Genomic DNA, 17,272 nt, shown 5'->3' on the forward strand with positions numbered 1-17,272 from the left:
CGCAACAATTTGTCGCTTCACTTATGTTAAGGTGCGCTAAAAATACAAGGACTTTTCAGTGAAGCGCTTTTTATTTGTTGTTTTCGCACTCGCCGGCTGTGATGCTTCTATACCGAACGAGGCACCAAACGATCCACTCCAGACCCCAGCTTCCTCGTTAGAGCAGTACCCCAAAATTTTGGCGGAACTTAGCTTGGCAAGCAGTGTTCGTGCGGATATTTTTTCGGCTAGCGCCCCGATGGGCGGTTGCCGTTACCGAGCAGGCACTGTGAAAGATTGCTCGGACTTTGCTACGCAAAACTTTACTAGCGTTCAGTCATTCCCTTATCTGAGCAGTGGTGCTATCGAGATCGTTACCTACGATCAAATAACCCATACCTTTACCAGAGACGGCAACAACGTTCACCTTTCAAAAAACTACGTGCTGCAGGGCGCAACGCAGGCGAGCAATGTCACCGTCATGGCGCTAACGAACTTTAGCCCCCAAGTAAACCTACAAGACACGCCTATTTTTTCTAGCTTGCAGTGTGACCAACTGTCTGGCTGCGAGTTACCAAAAGCGTTCAACAGCGGAATAGCGTTTGGGCATGGCAGCCACCAGGTGACGGCGAATTATTCTCTAACCCTAGACAACAGCTTTTCTAATTTCGGCGACAGCTCGTACCCCAGCCTACCAATAAAATTGAGCTTCCCTTGCCAAACAGATCTGACATGTAGCTTAGACAGAGCAACAGGTGATATTACCGGCAACGACGATATTGTGCTGGGTCTAGCGACGAAACAGGAAGTTGGGCTGGGGTATACCATCTACACCTTACCAGCAAGTGTTTTAACAGATACCACCCACATTGTTACACAAGGTGATAACACCTCCTTTGCTTTCACCGATTGGCACAAAGACACTACGGTCATGACTGGTAAGGCGGTATTGTTCAATGAAACAGCGTACAACGACGTGCTTCGATATTTTGCTGAGCAAAAGTAAAAAGGGGCTCGGTAAGAGCCCCTTTAATATGACTTAGATGCAATGTGTTAATTAGGCTGGCTGGAATACCCAGTCGATGGCTTCATTTTCATCGTCAAAGTGCTTAACGTTGCCAGAAATAAACCAGCTACCTACTTTAGCTGCCAAGTCTTGCCATTTGCGGTTACCGTAAATGGCAACTTTTTCAATTTCACTGCCGTGCTTGAGGCCAAATTTAAAGTCGTCCCACGCGGCACGAGCCTCCCAGCCTTCAAGTTCACTACCGTCGACAAATATATTGACGACCGGCTTGTCTACTTTTTCAAGCGCTGCGTCGATCATCGGCGTGATCTTTTCAAAATCTTCGTGTGTAAGCTTGCCCTTAGCCTTCAAGACAAGAAAGAACTGGTTTTCTGCGCGTTCAATGCCAATTGAAATACCATGTCTTTCAATTTTCATTCGCTACCTCCTTTGCAGGATGTATGAATTGATGCCACAACCTTAGTAACCGGCAGCGCATTCTGTCAAACAGGCGGGAAAGCTCGCATTAAGTTAGATTCATTCAATCAGGAATACTGAAATACCGCGAGTACCCTGATGACTGCAACGAGTTCCATGAGAAAACTTCCTTTTATTAATGATCAGTATCTGGGAGCTTACCAGTTAACCCACCACGTATCGCGTGATTGATGGACAATTTTGTTTGCAACATCCGTTGAAATAAGCGCACGAATACCCGGCGCTTTCGCAAACCTAAGTTCCACCAAATCTCCGATGGCCGTTTGACGCGTTTTAGCTTCGATATCAGCCAATGGAATGGCACTTATCTGCGGGTGGCCAAGGCCAAAACCTGGCTGCATAAATATGCGAAGACAGTCGCCATCCACGGCCATATTGACAGAGCTTTTGTAGCTAATATAACCCAGACGAAATGCGGCTAGGCTAAAACTCGTACCGTTTAAAAGCTGGCTATTTTTCTGTTCAGCGTAGGCTGTATGTAACTTATGCCATTGACCGAATCGGCCTATGCAGTAATAACCAACAAAAAAAACGACAACCAAGATGACAATATAGTGAAGAATTGAAAGCTCTGGCACGGCCACTTACCTTTGAAAATGCATGCCCCACTATATCAGAATGCGACGACGAACCTCGCTTTACAAAATATACAGAGTATCGCTATGATGATTTTTATCGGCTAACCCTAAGCCTCCCCCCTCCATTGGGAAAGCACATGTCATGTATGGGTTCAGCAACCTTGTATTTCTGCATGACAAAAAGGTACGGATGGATAGGTTAAACCACCCCAAAAAACCGTAACCCTAAACGCACCATGGCCGCGCCGCCCGCGGCCAACATATACATAAAGAAAAACGCCGAGCCTGCGCCCGCGGCCGTACCCCAGTGCTTTGCTTGGCGCAGCAATAACCAGAAGAAGCCAACAACGCCCAAACCAAGGCAGATCCAGAAGTATTCGGTGAAAAACGGCAGCACTAAAAAGCCAATTGCCGCGACACCAAGCAAGCCAGTTTGTTTTGGATTTTTGTTTAGCAGGTTAGCCAAAATAATCACACCGTAAGCAGCGTATGGCCACCAAACAAGCCAAGCGCTTTTTGGTTGCTCTATGATGGGTTTCGCAGCTTCAACACCTTGCTCTGTTTGATCAAACAAGTCCCATATCGCGACGCCATCGAGCACGACTAACCAATAAATCAGCAGAATGATCATTGCCAAACCGGGCAATGTCGCCAACATCATCTCGGCGCCCGAGCGCAGATAATTTTTGCGCCACAAAATAGATTGTGCCGCCATGCCAGCAAGCAAAATAGCCACTAAGCCCACTGCCACCGGCCAAAAGTTATCGGTGTAGAAAAACACCAAGAAGGGTGCGAACATCATCACCGAGTCACTACTGCGATGCTCAGAGTATTCAACATACTCAGAGCTCGCTCGTAGCCGTAAATGCTCGCGGCAGTCCTTTATTAACCCTGCGATAACTGCCAATAGCACTAGTGGTAATGCGATTACTTCACTCATAACGCCCGCAACATCCAAGTTGTTTCAACTAAGCCAGTGTACTTTTTTCGCCACTAGAGCGCACTTTTGAGCGGCAAATACACATCGGTAATGGCTTCATGCTCGGCTACTTCTGGGAAAAAGCGAATTCGCTCAAGGAAAATGGGAAAGTCGGCTAACATTTCGCCATTTTCGGGTAGCCATTTTCCATAGAGGTAAGTTACAACGGCTTCGATGCCATCATCACTTCCAATATGGCGAACACAAGCACAGCGCATTGCGGGTATCGCATCGTTCACCACGCCTTGCGCGTTAGCGGCAACAGGTTCTTTCACTTCGCAGGCAATACCAAAACGATAATCCTCTGGCATCACCTCATTTGGATCATCATAGAGCAGGTTAAAGGTTCGGCTTTTTGATGGAGGCGTGGCATTGGCTTTGCGCCAGTCGATAAATTGAGCAATCGACTGCCCCAAGTATTGCTGTGCACCTTGGTGTTGGTACAAGGCGATTTTAGTGGCAGGAAAGTCGACAATCGTGACGGGCATATTGATTGGATTGAGCATGGTTTGGCTCCGCATATTAACAATGGGTTCAAAGAGTTGTTGCCATTGTGGACCGTCAATCAACCCTGCTCCGGTTTCTGCAAATTGTATTGGGCTTAACGCAAAATGCTGCTTAAAGGCGCGACTAAACGACTCATGGTTCTGATAACCGCAGTCCAAGGCCACATCAATCACTTTGACTTCTCGATAAGCCAACTGGTAAGCCGCCCGCTTAAGCCTTAACAACTTGATCAACTGCATCACCGACACACCAAAATAAGCCTTAAACTGGCGATGAAAATGATACTTCGACAAGTGTGCATGTTGGCACAAAGCGCCTAAACTAAGCGGCTGCTCAAGGTTTTGCTCAATATAACCAACGAGCACCTCGAATCGTTTTTGATACGAAGACGTATTTTCAAACTTCTCAGGGGCCATATTGATTCCAAAAGGTTGCTGATGCTAGTGAATACCCACAAAGGCAAACACAGTTTGCTTTATGGGCAGTCACATAGCTTGACCGATATTGCTGACTTTTTAGTAGCTAGCTAGCCTCGATAACGGTAAGCAGCTTGGCACCAATGCCTTACGCACTGGAGTGAACAAATAGCGCCAGCACTTCAAAGTGCGCTGACATCGACTGGATTCGAAGCCATATTAGCTTTAAAGAAGTCGCTACCTGCTTCACCATTCATTCGGTTTTATCAACCACAAGCAAAAACAGTCCTCCTGCTCATTTATTGCCCTGCTTCATTCTCGGCTAGCCGATTAGCATAATTGAGCATTACTTGCTGATTATTCGCGTAGGCACTGTGGCCGCAAGGTTTGTTGCGATAGCGAGCCTCGGGCGAAGAATAAATTGGCAAAGCGATCTCTGAGTGGCTCATCATAATTGTACCTGCATTGGCACATGTGACTGCTTGTGCGCTGAATGGTTGAGCCTTAGAATTAAATTTCAGTAGCGAGGCTTTGGCTAGATTGGTAACCGCAGAGCCACTATGGCCAGCACCTGCCAAATGGCCAAGTTCGTGCTCTAAAGCTCGAATGGGCGCTTTTTCACTGAGCCCAACAAACTGGTCACGGAAAATGTTAACAAACCCGAGCGTGCCATCTTCAATCACTGATAGTTCATCTTGCAACACAGCAACATAAATATCGGTTTTTTTGTTTAGATGGCGGCGCAGCTGTTCACTACCAATGGCATCGGTTAACGCATCGTGCCATGGCTGCGACGTACCCAGATCGGTTAGCTCATCCATAGCATACTGATCACGGGCTTTTTCATCGTTTATGGCAACGTACTGCAAAGCAGCTAATTGGCGACGCAGGGGTATACAAGAGTTACTCAAGACCTGATTGGCGTAGTCGATCATTTCAACAGCTCTGTTCCGGTCGAAATTTTTCCCCACCTCGTCATCAACATAGAAATAAATATCCGTGGTAACTAGGGTCTCTGCGGCGCTACAACTGGGTAGCACTAGCGCCTCCTCCGTGTATGGAGTGTTATCGGGCAAGCTAAGCACGACTGCCAAAACAAAACCGATAACAACAATACTCGTGAGCTTCCAGTTCATTTTTAGTCGTCCGTCGCTTTATCCTTTGGCACGTCAAATTAGCACATCCACTGAAAAGCAGTCCATTTTTACCACTGCTCCCAACCAGGCGACGGGAACCCTAAAATTCTGGTATCAAGCTTTTTCCGACCATACCGCAAACTCATTGCCGCTGGGCTCTTTAAACTGGAATCGACAGCCGCCTGGAAATTCGAAAATATCTTGTACAATCTCGCCGCCATTGGCTTGCACCAAGGCGAGTGTGCTTTGAATGTCGATGCTGTAGAAGATCAGCAGCGCCCCGCCATTGGCTGGGCTCGACGCCAAATCTGCTTTAAAGAAGCCGCCATCTAACCCTTCATTCGAGAAAGCAGTGTACTCGTCGCCGTAGTCAGTAAACTGCCAATTAAATACTGCCTCGAAAAACGCTTTCGTGGCAGCCAGGTTGTTGGCGGCGAATTCAACGTAATTAAGTTTGTGGTGCGTGTGAGTCATGGTGGCATCCTTTTATTCAACATAACTCCAGCATATACCAAGTAAAGCTGCTATTTCATCATCGCCACCTGCAATCCCTGTGCCTGATAGATGACTTCACCGTTTTTGATCACTTCGCCGTCGGCCAAGGCTAAGCCAAGCGGTCGGCTTTTCACTTTTCGGATGTTGATGCGGTATTGGATTTTGTCATCGGTTGGGAAGATCTGACCGGTGAACTTAACTTGCCTAACACCTGTTGCGCGGCCGCGCCCTGGCACCCCTTTAAAGGCCATAAACAAACCTGTCAGTTGCCAAAGTGCGTCAAGGCCCAAGCAGCCTGGCATCACTGGGTCACCAATAAAGTGGCAACCAAAAAACCAATGCTCTGGCTGTAGGTGAAAGGTTGCTTCAATCAGGCCATTACCGTGTTCACCACCGTCGAGCTCTAAACGATCAATTTGGTCAACCATCAACATTTGATCTGCCGGTAATTGAGCATTACCCTCGCCAAAATACTTCCCCGAGGTCATTTCTAAAATTTGATCTTTTGAATACTGCATAGAGTCACTGCCCACTAAGACTTAAAAAGAGCAGCTAGCTTGGCAAAGAGTTAATCCAGAGTATTGGAAATTTCGGACATCAGGCTTTGCTGAAATGTTTGTGGAGTGCTGCCATAAAAGCGGCGAAATTTATTGATCAGGTGGGCTTGGTCGTAAAAACCATGCTGTGTTGCCACATCAATAGCTGGTGTGGCATGCAGAATGCTTTGCGCCGCGCGCTGTAATTGGCGCAGGTTGAGTAGTTTTTTCGCACTTAAACCACTGTGCTGGTGACTCAAACGATTAGCATGGCGCTCACTCACGCCAAGCTGTTTGGCAAACTCGGCAACGCTAGCACTAGTGCTATTAAGGCTACTGAGCTGTAGTTGCGCTTCAAACTTTTTATTTTTGGTGGCTGCAGAAGAAGCAGTGTCTGAAAAAGTAGTCGTTAGCAGGTTATCGGCTACAAGCTTAAAACTAGCTAAGCTTGGCGCCGCCTGGAGCGTTTCGGCTAACACCTCTGGTAAGTGAATAGGGTGTATGCCGTGCACGCCCAAGGCGCTGTGCATAGTTGGAATCAACTTTTTATTGGCGGCAGCCACACCTGGATAAAACCAGATACCGAAATAGCGGCCTGGCAGCATAGGTAAAATCAGAGACTTTTCGATCGCCGATGCAACAAAAGCACGCTCACTATTGAGGTAAATCGACTGCACGCCGTCAGGATAAACAGGGTAATAACATGGGCGACTAACCTGCACGGCAACATAACGATAAACCAAGTTGTCCAACGCCGCACATGGCTGTGCACAACTCAGTTGATAGGGCAGCAGCGATTTTTCTAGTGCATAGAGTGGCTGAAAGGTTGAATGGTTCAGTTTACGCCTTCAATTAGTGCAATGTCTTTCTTCAACATGTCGTTAATCATCACATTAAGATCAACACCCTTCAGCTTTGCCTTTGAAGCAAAGTAGTCCAGCACTTCGTCTTCCAAATAAACAGGCATGTTTAGCTTGGCTTCTTTGTTGAAGAATTGCCCACGCTTACCCTTAGAAAAATCATATTCATCACGCATAGCACTCACCCTTCATATTGCTTAATTTCATGTTTAGTTGCAGGCCTTGCTGAAATCAACCTAACGTTTACCGAGCCTTCAGATTCACCTCGAAATGTGTGTACAACGATCAAATAGTGCTGGCCATTTACCATTCCGAGAGTAATCCATCTATCTTCGGCTGCATCGGAACTATCTTCATCAAAAATCGTTAGCGCCATCGGATCGCGAAAAACACCCGAAGCAAGTTCAAAAGACACACCATGCTTCACAAGATTCGATTTAGCTTTTGCTGGATCCCATTCGAAATTGTAATTCATTATTTGGCCTTAGTTGTCCAGACTAAATTTTAACCCAGCAACCGAAATCAGCTCAACTTTCAGACAAAATTTGTATGTTATTACAGTACTACAACAGGTACTGTTCAGGCATTGAATAGGCATTAACCATACTAAGATTAAAAGTTAATGAATCACCCCAGGCCACTAGCTATCTGGCCTGTAGAGGTTATACATTGGCGTTATAAAAGTTACAGGGAAGTTGAGCACAAATGTACCCACAGTTTCTGTGGATAAGCGCCTGCAGGTCAGTAAATGCGTTTTTCACTCACTGCGTCGCAGAATCTTGTCCATAGATTTACCCTTGGCTAACTCATCGATGAGTTTGTCGAGGTAACGAATTTCTCTCATCAGCGGGTCGGTTATTTCAGCGAGTTTTACACCACAAACGCTGCCGGTGATCAGCATTCTGTTCGCGTGCAGCTGAGGGGCTTGCTCAAAAAACTCACGCACCGTTTGTTGGTTATCGCCGGCGAACTGTTCTGGCTGGTACCCTGTTAACCAGCTAATGATCTGATTTACTTCTTCTTGTGTTCGCGATTTACGTTCTGCTTTTTTCACATAGCTCGGGTACAAACTTTGCCATTGCATAGCGTACAAGCGTTCTTCGTTTTTACTGGCCATTAGTTTTCTTCTGTTGGGGTATTTTCAAGGGTCATTGCATACTCAACCTGCCCTGTTTGCGGGTCGATTTGCTCATTTTGCACGACAAACCCCTGCGATAGATAAAACTTATAGCTGCTATCGTTGCGCTTATAAACCGTCAAACTCAGTGTTTCTCGTTGGCTTTTTGCATGTTCGAGTAGTGCTTTGCCAATGCCCTTTCCCTGCTCTTTTGGCGCAACAAATAGGGCAGCTAGGCTAGCCTCGTGCAAAGCATAAAAACCATAAATCACGCCATCTTGTTCAAAAACAAATACTTGCGAGGCCGGTAGGTACTCATCGCGCATATTCGGCAGTTGAGTGCGCCAAAACTCAGGTTCAACAAAATCGTGCGCTTGCATCGAGGCTTCGAGCCAAATATTAAGCAGCTTGGCAATATCTGAGCTAGCAACGGGGCGAATTTGAAACATAAAGAGGCCTCCAAAGGTAATGCTTTAACATTAGCTCAAAACTTTGCTTAACCGCGTGTGAGTTGCCACTTTTATGCGGACGCGGCCTGCTAAGTCAATTCCACCAACACGAAGGTAATTACACTAGCCTTGGCATACCCTGCCAAAGCGGGCGAATGCTGTAATGCATCACCCGCTCGGCTGGCAAATGCTCGGCGTAATCACAGGTAGAATATTGGGCGAACTTGTCGTTTGAATGATTCAAAGGCGTGTCTCGATTATTAAATTGTTGCAGAGGCTTGTTTGCTGCTTACAAAGCTCAACATTGCATCAACTAATTGATCATACCCTGGCTGCTCAATTGGAAAATGACCGGCTTTAGTAAGCAAATATTTATTTGTAGGCGATGCTATGCGATCAAAAAACAACTCACTAATATGCGTAGGTGTCCATTCGTCTTCGTCTGGATGTAGCAGGCAAGCAGGCATAGCTTTAAAGTCTTCTGGTTCCAACAACGGTTTTTGCGCAATCATCGACAATAAAAATTCTAGCGACACCTTACCACCGGCGGCTCGTCGATCTGCTAACAACAGTTTCAATATATTTTGATCATTGACCAGCGCATTCATATTACATAACCAGCGTACAGGTAGCTTCACTCGCTGTATGGGCTTTGGTAAGGCAGATAAAAGAGGGATACCGAAACGAGATTGCAGCTTATTTTTGGCAGAATAATCACGCACTACCTGTAGACGGTTATCCAAAATATTGGTCACTAGCAAGCCAGATAATTTGGGCACGTGGCAAGCAATATTGTAGGCAAGCATGCCACCGGTACTCAGGCCAAAAACAAATACTTGCTCTTCATCTTTAAGTGTTTGGTTTGCTAGTTCACACCCAACATTAATCCAATCTTGGTAAACAACAGGGCGTTTTGTTTCGCTATAACCGTAACCTGGCAGGTCTGGGCAAATCACCTTAATACCGGCTCGTAACAATGGCACGGCTAAAAACGACAAAAGCCTGCCATTTCCGCCCACACCGTGGAGCAGTATTACCGTTACCTTGCTTGGCGTTTTTGGTAGGTAGGAGTCTAGATGAACATTGAAGCCAGCAAGCGTTTGCATTGACTCATGTGGCATTATTTCTGATTGCAACTGACCTTGTTCGGGCAAAAACGGCTGTAGTTTTTGCCAGTCATTGTGCTGACTATACATTCCTTGAAGCCTGCTATTTAATTTTTTGGAAGTCGAAAAAACATAACCGAAATAGGCATTTATGCCAATTGAGAACTAGCGATTTAACCACTGCTTAACAAACAATCACATCAATTTGCCGATGCGACCAATGACATTGCCGCATCCACGGTCAACATGGTTAATTAGGGCTCACAGAGTAGGGATTCTGTAGGTTTTTTAAGGCTAGCGGAATAAGGAAAGGCTGATGAAAAAAGTACTGCTGGTAAGTGCTGTTCTGCTTGTTACAGGGCTGATTTATTCGTTTTCTCGGCCTATCGCCGTGATTCAGCAGCAACAAGGCAGCGCTGTTACTGAGGTCTCGAAGCAAAGTGGAGAGACGACAAATGCTGCAACGCCTAATGCCCCGCAGGCTAATAACATTTCGGTCGCAAACGCTAGTACACCAACCTCAATGCCTCGACTCGCTCCAGAGCAATCAAACGTTTTAACAACTGTGGATTCAAACCAAATAAGCTCAGCTAATCGTGATGCCCTAAAAGTTACCCCAGCACCTTTACCAACGGTCATTCCGACAAAAAAGGTAGACCGCTCATCCATATGTGTTCCTGACCAAGCTTTCTACGATAGCGTGCGAGACAACCCTCTTTATCAAGACGACATAGAAGACTTTGAAGAGCGCACGCCAGGCCGAGATTTAACAGCCTATCGAGCTGTTGAATACACGCGTGCAAGACATTTAGCTTTGCTAGTAACCGATGAATTTTTCCGCCGCTTCAGTAGCCCGGCTTTGTACGACATGGACATCGTTAAAGAAGTGATCGCCCATGGCACAGTGGACACATCTTCTTTGCAGACAGATGTAAAAATCCAGAACCTAACGGATGAGCGCAACCCGTTTATCGACTATCTGTGTGGAAAAGATCACTGCCTCATTGCTTGGCGCGAAGAATTTAAGCAGTACCTCGATCCAGCTGAAGAAATGTGTGCATACATCAACAGTGAATACGGCTCAGATTGCCAACCTGCTAGGTTAAACGATCGACTAATTACGCCACTTGAGTTTGCTAAGGCATCCACTATTTGCAGCGCTAGGTTTTTAGATGACATTGACCTAGCTAAATCTTCGACAGTCTGCTTTCAAGTAGTACTATCACCTACTAACGCAGTGCTATTCCGCCACAATTTCAGCAGCACACCAGTGCCACAGGCCTTCGCTAATCAATTTATCGACGCACTGTACCAAGCAGACGTTAACGAGATTATTGAGAACGATTATGAAGAAGGCGAAAGCGATTACATGATTGAGCTAACCGATGGCTACAACGATTATGAAGACCTGCGCTGCCAAGGTAATCATTGTTTTGTGACGTTGCCGAATTATGCCGTTGGCTTTCAGCCGTTCGACTATGCGCAACTGACACGCAAGTTAAGCGCGGCGGCCATCAAAGAACATCATGAGCCTTGGTATAGCGAGCCAGTATTCATTGAAGAATCATCTGAACTGGAACCTGCGCGAGTCACCGGAAAGTACAAGACATATCTGCAAAATAACTGCCCCGGAGGAATCTTCTGCGATGACGACTTCGAAAATTATACTTGGGGTTGGCACTTTCAAGAAATTTGGAACTGGATGAACGGGCTGCCAGCATCCGAAGGGCCAAGCCAGATATAGCGTTGAAGGTGTTGCCCAGCAAATTTTGGCTAGCCGCTAGGCTGTCAGAGCATCAAGCTTGTAAACTTTAGTAAGAACTAAGAGGTGCTTATGGATAGTAAGTTAGAAGCATACGGTGTGAAGACCGTTCAACGGCCAAAAATAAAAGCAAGCAAAAAACTCGACTTGTCGGGCATTGCTGGCCAGCAAATAGTTAAGTCAGAAACCAAGCTAGCACTGCGTACTCACAAGAAAACGTTTGAAAAACTGGCTCACATGTAATGGATCTAGTGTTTTTTCCATTCGAGCGGGTGGTTAAAGCTCTAAAACTATGTCAGCAGTTCTAGTTCTTCAATACGAATGCCAGCAATCAAGTTTACCTCTGGCTAAATAACCTCTTATGCCAAGGCAGCTCAGTATCATCAACCGGCACCGAAGCTTTGCTCAATAAACTTGGCTCGCACCGGCAACAAATCTGGCGCGATTGGCCCAATACAAATTGGGTCGAAGTAAGGCAAAAAGTCGCCAGCAAAAGCGGCGGTTTTGATCACGCCCTGAATGACGTGACCGCAGCGCACATGCAGGGTTTTTAGGTCGGCGTCGAGTGGCTGGGCTTTGTTAGAGGCTTGTTTACTAGTTTGGCTATAGGCTATCTGCTGGCGAGCATAATCTTGCTGCTCAATATGGGCTTTGAGTTTGGCCCACGAGCGAACACCTAACTCATTGGCAATCACATGCTGAGCATCGGCCAGTTTAAACTCGGTTTTAGGCGGTGTGAATAACGTTTGAGCGCGCTGAATAGCAAGGCTGTCGCCAGAATTTAGAGCCTTTAATAGCTCTTTGGCACGCTTTTTTTGTTGCTCAAGATTTAGCACGAACGGATTGTTCATAAGTCACCTTTTCCAATATACGCTGCGCTCGCCTGTGCTTCACCTCATTTGCAATTCAGGGTTACCTAAGCAATGAAGCAAAGCAATTGTTGGCAACTTGCTAGTAGTATCTGGCAAACTGAAAGTGAACTGATAGCTGAGTTAGTTACGTGGCAGACGACCATTCATCCGAAACTCAAACACCGCACGTCATAGTACCCGAGCTTGCACTGTTGGCACCGCTGCCCAAACATCTGCAAGACCGCTTTGCCAAGGCGCTAAACATTATGCATAGCGAGCAAGGGCTGGTACTTAACTGGCAGCAGATTGCCGAGCAAAGTGCTATTTCACCGGCGCATTTTCATCGCCAGTTTAAAGCATTATTTCACGAGACACCGGGCCGCTACTTAGCCCGCCAACAGCTATGCAAAGCCGTTATTCAGTTATTTCAGGCGCCCGAACGCTCGATTACCGAGATTGCCTTGGATTGTGGTTTTTCTTCTTCGCAGGCCTTAGCCAAAGCGGTGAAACGAGAGCTGGGTAAAACGGCGAAAGAACTTAGATTAATGGCCAGCACGGCCACGCCAGCGCAAACGACAGACATTATCAAAAAGCTGTCGCAACCAGCCGAGCAGGACACGCAAGAAATCAGGCTGGCCAGTCAAATGTCATTGCATAAACAATGGTTTGATCAGCGCAGTATGAAGGTACTCAAGGTTAAAGAAGCCGACTGGGATTATTTGTCGGAGCATCATTGGGATGAACTAACGCGGCTTCGCATGCAAACACCAATTCGCGCGCTCGACAAAAACTGGCGCAATATAAAAGTGATTGTTGGCGATACCCAAGCAATAAAAGCTAGCCACAATAACGTAATACCAGCCGGTTTTTACCTGTGCACCGAAGCACTGATCGCCACCGCCACAGCGTATCTGACAGCCCTAGAAACTATGTTTAAACTAGCCGAAGAACAGGGATATAAAATCGACTATTCCGGCGATCTGGTCGAAACTGTGCTCACTGCCAACGAAGCACATGGCCTGACTTTTAGCTTTCAAATTCCACTAAAGCCTTAGCGCTGTTAACTGAACAAAGCTGTTTGAGCGAAAACCAAACAGCAGTTTGGGACACTTTTGTTGCTTAGCCCCGCGCCATACTTTGCCCACCAAAGCATGGAGAGATCAACGTGACAACTGCACAAATACCCCTTACAGCCTCTACTAACCAGCGTTCCTACGAAGTAGATGTGATCCGCATGGCGGCCTTAATCGGCATCTGCATGGTCAATATTCCGTTTTTGGCATTCCCTATGGAAGCCATGTGGACGCCAGCTGAAACTGGCCTCAACAAAGCAGCTGTATTTTTTATCGAAGCCTTCTTTCAGCTGAAGTTCTTTTTGCTGTTTTCTTTTATTTTTGGCTGGGGCATGGCGATTCAACAGAAGTCGGCCGAGCGCAAAGGTCACTCTTTTAGCCAACGTTATCTACGCCGTACTGCTGGTTTATTACTATTGGGCTTAGCCCACGCTAGCTTGGTATTTCATGGTGATATTTTGGTGCTCTATGGGGTGATGGGCGGTTTGTTATGGTTTGCCCGCAACGCCAGTGCCAGAACCCTGATGAAAATTGCTGGTTGGATGATGCCACTAAGCATGCTGTTCTTGGCACTAATCGGCATTGCCATCGATATGGTAGAAAGCAGCCCAGAATTAATGCCTGCGGCTCAATACTCGCTTGGTGGCGGTTTTGTTGAATCGGTCTTGGCACGTGTCGAGGCATGGCCATCAACTTTTATAGGCTTAGTTTTTCTGCAGGGGCCTCTGGTTTTTGCTGCCTTTGCCGCTGGTTTAGCAGCAGGTAGGAGTAACTTTTTTAAGCAGGGCAATGCTGGCTTTCAACGGCTAGAGCGCTTAGTACCTTGGCTGCTAGTTATCGCCATTCCATTAAATATATTGTTTGCTATGGTGATGGGCGATTTGCTGCCTAGCGATAGTGATTGGTTAGCGCTAATTGCTTTTATAGGCATAGGCATTGGTGCGCCAGCACTATCTGCTGTGTACCTATATGGCCTAGTACGCCTAGGTAGAGCGATAAATTTACCTCAAGTCTTGGTGTTGGCAGGGCAAAACTCGCTTTCAAGTTATGTGTTGCAAGGTGTTCTGGGTGGTTTTGTCTTCGCTGGCTACGGTTTAGGCTTGTTCGATCAACTCGGTCAGTTTGCTTTATTAGGTGTGGCCTTTATCATTGCGCTAATTGCTATGTTGATGGTTGGCTGTTACGCCAAAGTGTTTGGCCGCGGGCCGTTGGAGCCAGTATTGCGCAAGATTGCTGGTAACTAGAGGGAGCCTCTAAAGCAGCCGTTCGTCTAACAAGGCTTGATATAAATTGGCCGACACCGATTGCTGAAAGCGCTGTTCTACAAGAATCAGCGCGTTCCTTATCTCGGTAACCAATTCCTGCCCCGCCGGCGTAAGCTGCAAAGACCTAGCTTTGCCGTCAATGGCGTGCGCTGCTACCCAGCCATGCTTTTTGCAGGCAGCAACACTGCGAGATACCGCTGCTTTGTCTACTTGCAGGCGACAGGCAATATCAGCCGCCTTCGGCGCCTGCAAGTCGGCAATCGCCAGCAGAATGGCATGTTGGCCGCGTTTTAGCCCCAAGCCACTAAGCTGTTGATCAAGTTGCTCGGTTAGTTGGCGGTACAGTCGTACCAGTTTTATTGAGGCGAGGCTTTGATCGTAGTCCAAACTGCAGAGTGCTCCTTTATAAAAGCGGCTAGCGTTCTGGGTGGGCGCGCTAACAAGGTTTCCAGCTCAGGGCTGTAATGGTTCGCTTTACCCAGCCTAGCGATTGAATATATAACACTAGTCACCAAAGCGAAGCCCAGCGGTGTACCCTGACTAAGCTGGCGAGCAATATACCTTAACAAGCCTGGTTTGGCGTACACAACTTGCCGGTTTAGCTGTGCACTTAGCATTTGTGCCACCTCGCTATAGCTAAACCCTTGGCTACCCGTTAGCTCATATGCTTGGCCAAGATGATTAGGTGTGGTGAGCACGAGGGCGGCTACGTCGGCAATATCGCGCGCGTCGATGAAGTTAGTCTTACCATGCCCAGCCGGCGCAAAAATCTCGCTGCGCTCTCTAATCTCTCTAGCATGCTGCATGGTTAAATTTTGCATAAAGAAGCTTGGCCGCAAGTATGTATAGTCAAGACTGAGGTCGCGGATAAGTTGTTCAATTTTGGCATGCGGTGTCCAAGTATTTTTATCAGCACCCTGTAGCGATAAAAACACGATTTGCTCAACTCCAGCCGTTTTACAAGCTCGTAAAAAAGGCGCCATGTCTTTATTTGGCTTGGCTAGTGCGGGCGGGCGCACCAAAAAGACTTGTTTAATGCCATCTAGTGCCGGGGCAAAGGTGCCGGCATCTAAAAAGTCGAAGCGTCTGTCTGATGCATGAATAGGCCGGCTCATGGCTCGCACAAAGCCCTGCTTGGCAACTTTGCGATTTTGTAGCGCATCACATAGCAAACCGCCCACATTTCCGGTGGCGCCAGTAACCAATATCATTTGCCTGCCCCAGCTGGTTTAAGCATTAACGACTCACGGCAATGAAGGTTGTTATTCGCCGCGTTGATTAGCCAATGGGCAATGTCGCTGCGGTTCATTTTGATCGCTCCTGTGGGTACATAGTCGCCAATTAGCGGCGGTTTGCAGCCACCTTGGTCAACCAATATTGGTACACGAGCAATGGTGTAAAGCAGTGGCGATTCAATCACTAACTGATGCGCAGCTTCAGAGTCGGCAAGAGCACGCTTAGCCACCAGCTTCATCACCCCACGAATCATACTTCGTAAAGCTGAACCTTCATCGCGGGCATCTTTAACACCTGCACCCGTTACCATTAACAGGCGGCTTACCCCTGCTTCTTCCATAGAGGCTATTAACGCTTGGTAGATATCACGTATCGCAAACCCCGTATCACCCTTTACTGGCCCTAACCCAGACAATACTCGATCAACGCCCACGAGTGCTTCCCGCAACACACTCGTATCACTAGGTGACCCTTCTAGCACTTGGCAGCGGCTGGCCAAGTCACCAAGTTTGGCGACATTGCGCACCACAACCACTACGTCATCACCTTCCTGTAGAGCTTGCTCAGTGAGCGCTCTGCCTGTTCCACCCGTTGCGCCTAGGATTAGTGTTTTCATGCTGTTGCCTTGTCGCGAGATAACTAGATTCAAATATAGTTGACATATCAACTATATTGCAAACATTGAAGTTGAAAAGGTGAACAATTGTTAGGAATTGCGCAGGGCGTATGTTATTTTTATTTACATAATTATTTAATAATTATATTTTTATTACATAATATATAATAATTGTTAATTTATACAGACAGATTCAGAAGCAGATTTTGTGCCTGTTTTTGGTTTAAGTATTTTGGCACCGCATAGGTGCCATGCACTTCCTTCTATGCCGCCTTGGCAATGGCTGGGATGCCCTGCTTCTGCAGAGCTTCAACCTTGCTGCCAATTTCCATTTGCGCTTTAAGATCTTCGACATACTTAATAAAAGCCTGTGCCTGTTGAGGCTCGGTTCTCCCTGTCACATCCAAGCCACTAACGTTGGCTAGCCAAGCTAACTTTGTAGAGTACCGTCATTCCCGCGTGCCTTTGGCGGGAATCTAGTTTGCCAGCATTCTAGTCCTACAACTGGACTCCCGATAAAACCACTCGGGAGTGACGGTGAATTGTCATTCCCGCGTGCCTTTGGCGGGAATCTAGTTTGCGCAGATGAGGATTTAACCTAATTGATCCGTAGGTTGTGCGGCTGATTGTCTTGCAGCCGGGCAACAAGTACCCCGCATGATTATAGTTTCCCGAACCTCTGGTTCGTAAAACCTTGTATCTCTCCAGAGATGCTGATTAGCTATCGGCATCTCATACAAAGCTAGGATCGAAGCCTGTGTAAAACCTTAGCACTATGATGCTGTTCCGTAGATTCGGCTCCTAGCT

Annotated in this window: 24 protein-coding genes; 5 read left to right on the forward strand and 19 right to left on the reverse strand. The window is 46.9% G+C overall.

Annotated elements, in window-relative coordinates; translation table 11 throughout:
• The first annotated feature begins 58 nt into the window (after nt 1-58).
• Nucleotides 59-985, forward strand: coding sequence for a hypothetical protein (locus DUW71_RS16060; RefSeq protein WP_119396295.1), 927 nt, complete (start codon nt 59-61; stop codon nt 983-985).
• Nucleotides 986-1,036: 51 nt separating this feature from the next.
• On the opposite strand, the gene DUW71_RS16065 is transcribed toward DUW71_RS16060, so the two are convergent.
• The 14 genes from DUW71_RS16065 to DUW71_RS16125 all read right to left on the reverse strand — a co-directional run bounded on the left by DUW71_RS16065 (nt 1,037) and on the right by DUW71_RS16125 (nt 9,752).
• Nucleotides 1,037-1,423, reverse strand: a complete 387-nt coding sequence (locus DUW71_RS16065) for a SpoIIAA family protein (protein WP_119396296.1) — start codon at nt 1,421-1,423, stop codon at nt 1,037-1,039.
• Between the two features lie 197 nt (nt 1,424-1,620).
• Nucleotides 1,621-2,061 carry a hypothetical protein gene (locus DUW71_RS16070; RefSeq protein WP_119396297.1) on the reverse strand — a complete coding sequence of 147 codons (441 nt, stop codon included), beginning with the start codon at nt 2,059-2,061 and terminating at the stop codon, nt 1,621-1,623.
• 199 nt (nt 2,062-2,260) lie between these two features.
• Complete coding sequence (locus DUW71_RS16075; protein WP_119396298.1) at nt 2,261-3,001, reverse strand: hypothetical protein; 741 nt, start codon at nt 2,999-3,001, stop codon at nt 2,261-2,263.
• A 53-nt stretch (nt 3,002-3,054) separates the two neighbouring features.
• A complete protein-coding gene (locus DUW71_RS16080; protein ID WP_119396299.1) occupies nt 3,055-3,963 on the reverse strand; it encodes an AraC family transcriptional regulator in 909 nt (302 codons plus the stop codon).
• 299 nt (nt 3,964-4,262) lie between these two features.
• Nucleotides 4,263-5,099, reverse strand: a complete 837-nt coding sequence (locus tag DUW71_RS16085) for a zinc metalloprotease (RefSeq protein ID WP_119396300.1) — start codon at nt 5,097-5,099, stop codon at nt 4,263-4,265.
• 114 nt (nt 5,100-5,213) lie between these two features.
• Nucleotides 5,214-5,573: a VOC family protein gene (locus tag DUW71_RS16090; RefSeq protein WP_119396301.1), complete on the reverse strand. Its 360-nt coding sequence runs from the start codon at nt 5,571-5,573 to the stop codon at nt 5,214-5,216.
• Between the two features lie 50 nt (nt 5,574-5,623).
• On the reverse strand, nt 5,624-6,112 hold the full coding sequence (gene fabA / locus DUW71_RS16095; RefSeq protein WP_119396302.1) for a bifunctional 3-hydroxydecanoyl-ACP dehydratase/trans-2-decenoyl-ACP isomerase: 489 nt from the start codon (nt 6,110-6,112) through the stop codon (nt 5,624-5,626).
• A 50-nt stretch (nt 6,113-6,162) separates the two neighbouring features.
• A complete protein-coding gene (locus DUW71_RS16100) occupies nt 6,163-6,882 on the reverse strand; it encodes an AraC family transcriptional regulator (protein ID WP_158584198.1) in 720 nt (239 codons plus the stop codon).
• An 83-nt stretch (nt 6,883-6,965) separates the two neighbouring features.
• Nucleotides 6,966-7,166 carry a hypothetical protein gene (locus DUW71_RS16105; RefSeq protein WP_119396304.1) on the reverse strand — a complete coding sequence of 67 codons (201 nt, stop codon included), beginning with the start codon at nt 7,164-7,166 and terminating at the stop codon, nt 6,966-6,968.
• A gap of 5 nt (nt 7,167-7,171) precedes the next feature.
• Nucleotides 7,172-7,465 (reverse strand): BrnT family toxin, encoded by a 294-nt coding sequence (locus DUW71_RS16110; RefSeq protein ID WP_119396305.1) that lies wholly within the window; start codon nt 7,463-7,465, stop codon nt 7,172-7,174.
• Between the two features lie 282 nt (nt 7,466-7,747).
• Complete coding sequence (locus tag DUW71_RS16115; protein ID WP_119396306.1) at nt 7,748-8,107, reverse strand: DUF2200 domain-containing protein; 360 nt, start codon at nt 8,105-8,107, stop codon at nt 7,748-7,750.
• A complete protein-coding gene (locus DUW71_RS16120; protein WP_119396307.1) occupies nt 8,107-8,556 on the reverse strand; it encodes an N-acetyltransferase in 450 nt (149 codons plus the stop codon). Before DUW71_RS16120 ends, DUW71_RS16115 begins: the two co-directional genes overlap by 1 nt.
• 118 nt (nt 8,557-8,674) lie before the next feature.
• A complete protein-coding gene (locus DUW71_RS17975; RefSeq protein WP_267896677.1) occupies nt 8,675-8,800 on the reverse strand; it encodes a hypothetical protein in 126 nt (41 codons plus the stop codon).
• A gap of 16 nt (nt 8,801-8,816) precedes the next feature.
• A complete protein-coding gene (locus tag DUW71_RS16125) occupies nt 8,817-9,752 on the reverse strand; it encodes an alpha/beta hydrolase (protein WP_119396308.1) in 936 nt (311 codons plus the stop codon).
• A 226-nt stretch (nt 9,753-9,978) separates the two neighbouring features.
• Between DUW71_RS16125 and DUW71_RS16130 the strand changes: the two genes are divergently transcribed.
• Nucleotides 9,979-11,406 (forward strand): RodZ family helix-turn-helix domain-containing protein, encoded by a 1,428-nt coding sequence (locus tag DUW71_RS16130; protein WP_119396309.1) that lies wholly within the window; start codon nt 9,979-9,981, stop codon nt 11,404-11,406.
• Between the two features lie 90 nt (nt 11,407-11,496).
• Nucleotides 11,497-11,667: an acetyltransferase gene (locus DUW71_RS16135; RefSeq protein WP_119396310.1), complete on the forward strand. Its 171-nt coding sequence runs from the start codon at nt 11,497-11,499 to the stop codon at nt 11,665-11,667.
• Between the two features lie 140 nt (nt 11,668-11,807).
• Here DUW71_RS16135 and DUW71_RS16140 read toward each other — a convergent pair whose 3' ends face one another.
• Nucleotides 11,808-12,275, reverse strand: a complete 468-nt coding sequence (locus tag DUW71_RS16140) for a hypothetical protein (protein WP_119396311.1) — start codon at nt 12,273-12,275, stop codon at nt 11,808-11,810.
• A gap of 149 nt (nt 12,276-12,424) precedes the next feature.
• On the opposite strand from DUW71_RS16140, the gene DUW71_RS16145 reads away from it, so the two are divergent.
• Together DUW71_RS16145 and DUW71_RS16150 are read left to right on the forward strand one after the other, a co-directional pair.
• Nucleotides 12,425-13,330, forward strand: coding sequence for a helix-turn-helix transcriptional regulator (locus tag DUW71_RS16145; RefSeq protein ID WP_119396312.1), 906 nt, complete (start codon nt 12,425-12,427; stop codon nt 13,328-13,330).
• Nucleotides 13,331-13,440: 110 nt separating this feature from the next.
• On the forward strand, nt 13,441-14,592 hold the full coding sequence (locus DUW71_RS16150; RefSeq protein ID WP_119396313.1) for a DUF418 domain-containing protein: 1,152 nt from the start codon (nt 13,441-13,443) through the stop codon (nt 14,590-14,592).
• A gap of 9 nt (nt 14,593-14,601) precedes the next feature.
• Here the strand turns inward: DUW71_RS16150 and DUW71_RS16155 are convergent, their stop codons facing one another.
• The 4 genes from DUW71_RS16155 to DUW71_RS17620 all read right to left on the reverse strand — a co-directional run bounded on the left by DUW71_RS16155 (nt 14,602) and on the right by DUW71_RS17620 (nt 16,866).
• Nucleotides 14,602-15,000: a MarR family winged helix-turn-helix transcriptional regulator gene (locus DUW71_RS16155; protein ID WP_119396314.1), complete on the reverse strand. Its 399-nt coding sequence runs from the start codon at nt 14,998-15,000 to the stop codon at nt 14,602-14,604.
• Nucleotides 14,970-15,824: an SDR family oxidoreductase gene (locus tag DUW71_RS16160; protein WP_119396315.1), complete on the reverse strand. Its 855-nt coding sequence runs from the start codon at nt 15,822-15,824 to the stop codon at nt 14,970-14,972. The genes DUW71_RS16155 and DUW71_RS16160 overlap by 31 nt, the downstream gene beginning before the upstream one ends.
• Nucleotides 15,821-16,465, reverse strand: a complete 645-nt coding sequence (locus tag DUW71_RS16165; RefSeq protein WP_119396316.1) for an NAD(P)-dependent oxidoreductase — start codon at nt 16,463-16,465, stop codon at nt 15,821-15,823. The genes DUW71_RS16160 and DUW71_RS16165 overlap by 4 nt, the downstream gene beginning before the upstream one ends.
• 263 nt (nt 16,466-16,728) lie before the next feature.
• Nucleotides 16,729-16,866: a hypothetical protein gene (locus DUW71_RS17620; RefSeq protein ID WP_158584199.1), complete on the reverse strand. Its 138-nt coding sequence runs from the start codon at nt 16,864-16,866 to the stop codon at nt 16,729-16,731.
• Nucleotides 16,867-17,272 lie beyond the last annotated feature (406 nt).

Origin of the sequence: Salinibius halmophilus (assembly GCF_003577475.1) — a bacterium.
Lineage (GTDB): Bacteria > Pseudomonadota > Gammaproteobacteria > Pseudomonadales > Natronospirillaceae > Salinibius > Salinibius halmophilus.

Coding starts and splice junctions, on each gene's coding strand:
- DUW71_RS16065 (WP_119396296.1), bottom strand. CDS start 1,423: ATGAAAATTGAAAGACATGGTATTTCAATTGGCATTGAACGCGCAGAA.
- DUW71_RS16075 (WP_119396298.1), bottom strand. CDS start 3,001: ATGAGTGAAGTAATCGCATTACCACTAGTGCTATTGGCAGTTATCGCA.
- DUW71_RS16080 (WP_119396299.1), bottom strand. CDS start 3,963: ATGGCCCCTGAGAAGTTTGAAAATACGTCTTCGTATCAAAAACGATTC.
- DUW71_RS16085 (WP_119396300.1), bottom strand. CDS start 5,099: ATGAACTGGAAGCTCACGAGTATTGTTGTTATCGGTTTTGTTTTGGCA.
- DUW71_RS16090 (WP_119396301.1), bottom strand. CDS start 5,573: ATGACTCACACGCACCACAAACTTAATTACGTTGAATTCGCCGCCAAC.
- fabA (WP_119396302.1), bottom strand. CDS start 6,112: ATGCAGTATTCAAAAGATCAAATTTTAGAAATGACCTCGGGGAAGTAT.
- DUW71_RS16105 (WP_119396304.1), bottom strand. CDS start 7,166: ATGCGTGATGAATATGATTTTTCTAAGGGTAAGCGTGGGCAATTCTTC.
- DUW71_RS16110 (WP_119396305.1), bottom strand. CDS start 7,465: ATGAATTACAATTTCGAATGGGATCCAGCAAAAGCTAAATCGAATCTT.
- DUW71_RS16115 (WP_119396306.1), bottom strand. CDS start 8,107: ATGGCCAGTAAAAACGAAGAACGCTTGTACGCTATGCAATGGCAAAGT.
- DUW71_RS16120 (WP_119396307.1), bottom strand. CDS start 8,556: ATGTTTCAAATTCGCCCCGTTGCTAGCTCAGATATTGCCAAGCTGCTT.
- DUW71_RS16125 (WP_119396308.1), bottom strand. CDS start 9,752: ATGTATAGTCAGCACAATGACTGGCAAAAACTACAGCCGTTTTTGCCC.
- DUW71_RS16130 (WP_119396309.1), top strand. CDS start 9,979: ATGAAAAAAGTACTGCTGGTAAGTGCTGTTCTGCTTGTTACAGGGCTG.
- DUW71_RS16135 (WP_119396310.1), top strand. CDS start 11,497: ATGGATAGTAAGTTAGAAGCATACGGTGTGAAGACCGTTCAACGGCCA.
- DUW71_RS16140 (WP_119396311.1), bottom strand. CDS start 12,275: ATGAACAATCCGTTCGTGCTAAATCTTGAGCAACAAAAAAAGCGTGCC.
- DUW71_RS16160 (WP_119396315.1), bottom strand. CDS start 15,824: ATGATATTGGTTACTGGCGCCACCGGAAATGTGGGCGGTTTGCTATGT.
- DUW71_RS16165 (WP_119396316.1), bottom strand. CDS start 16,465: ATGAAAACACTAATCCTAGGCGCAACGGGTGGAACAGGCAGAGCGCTC.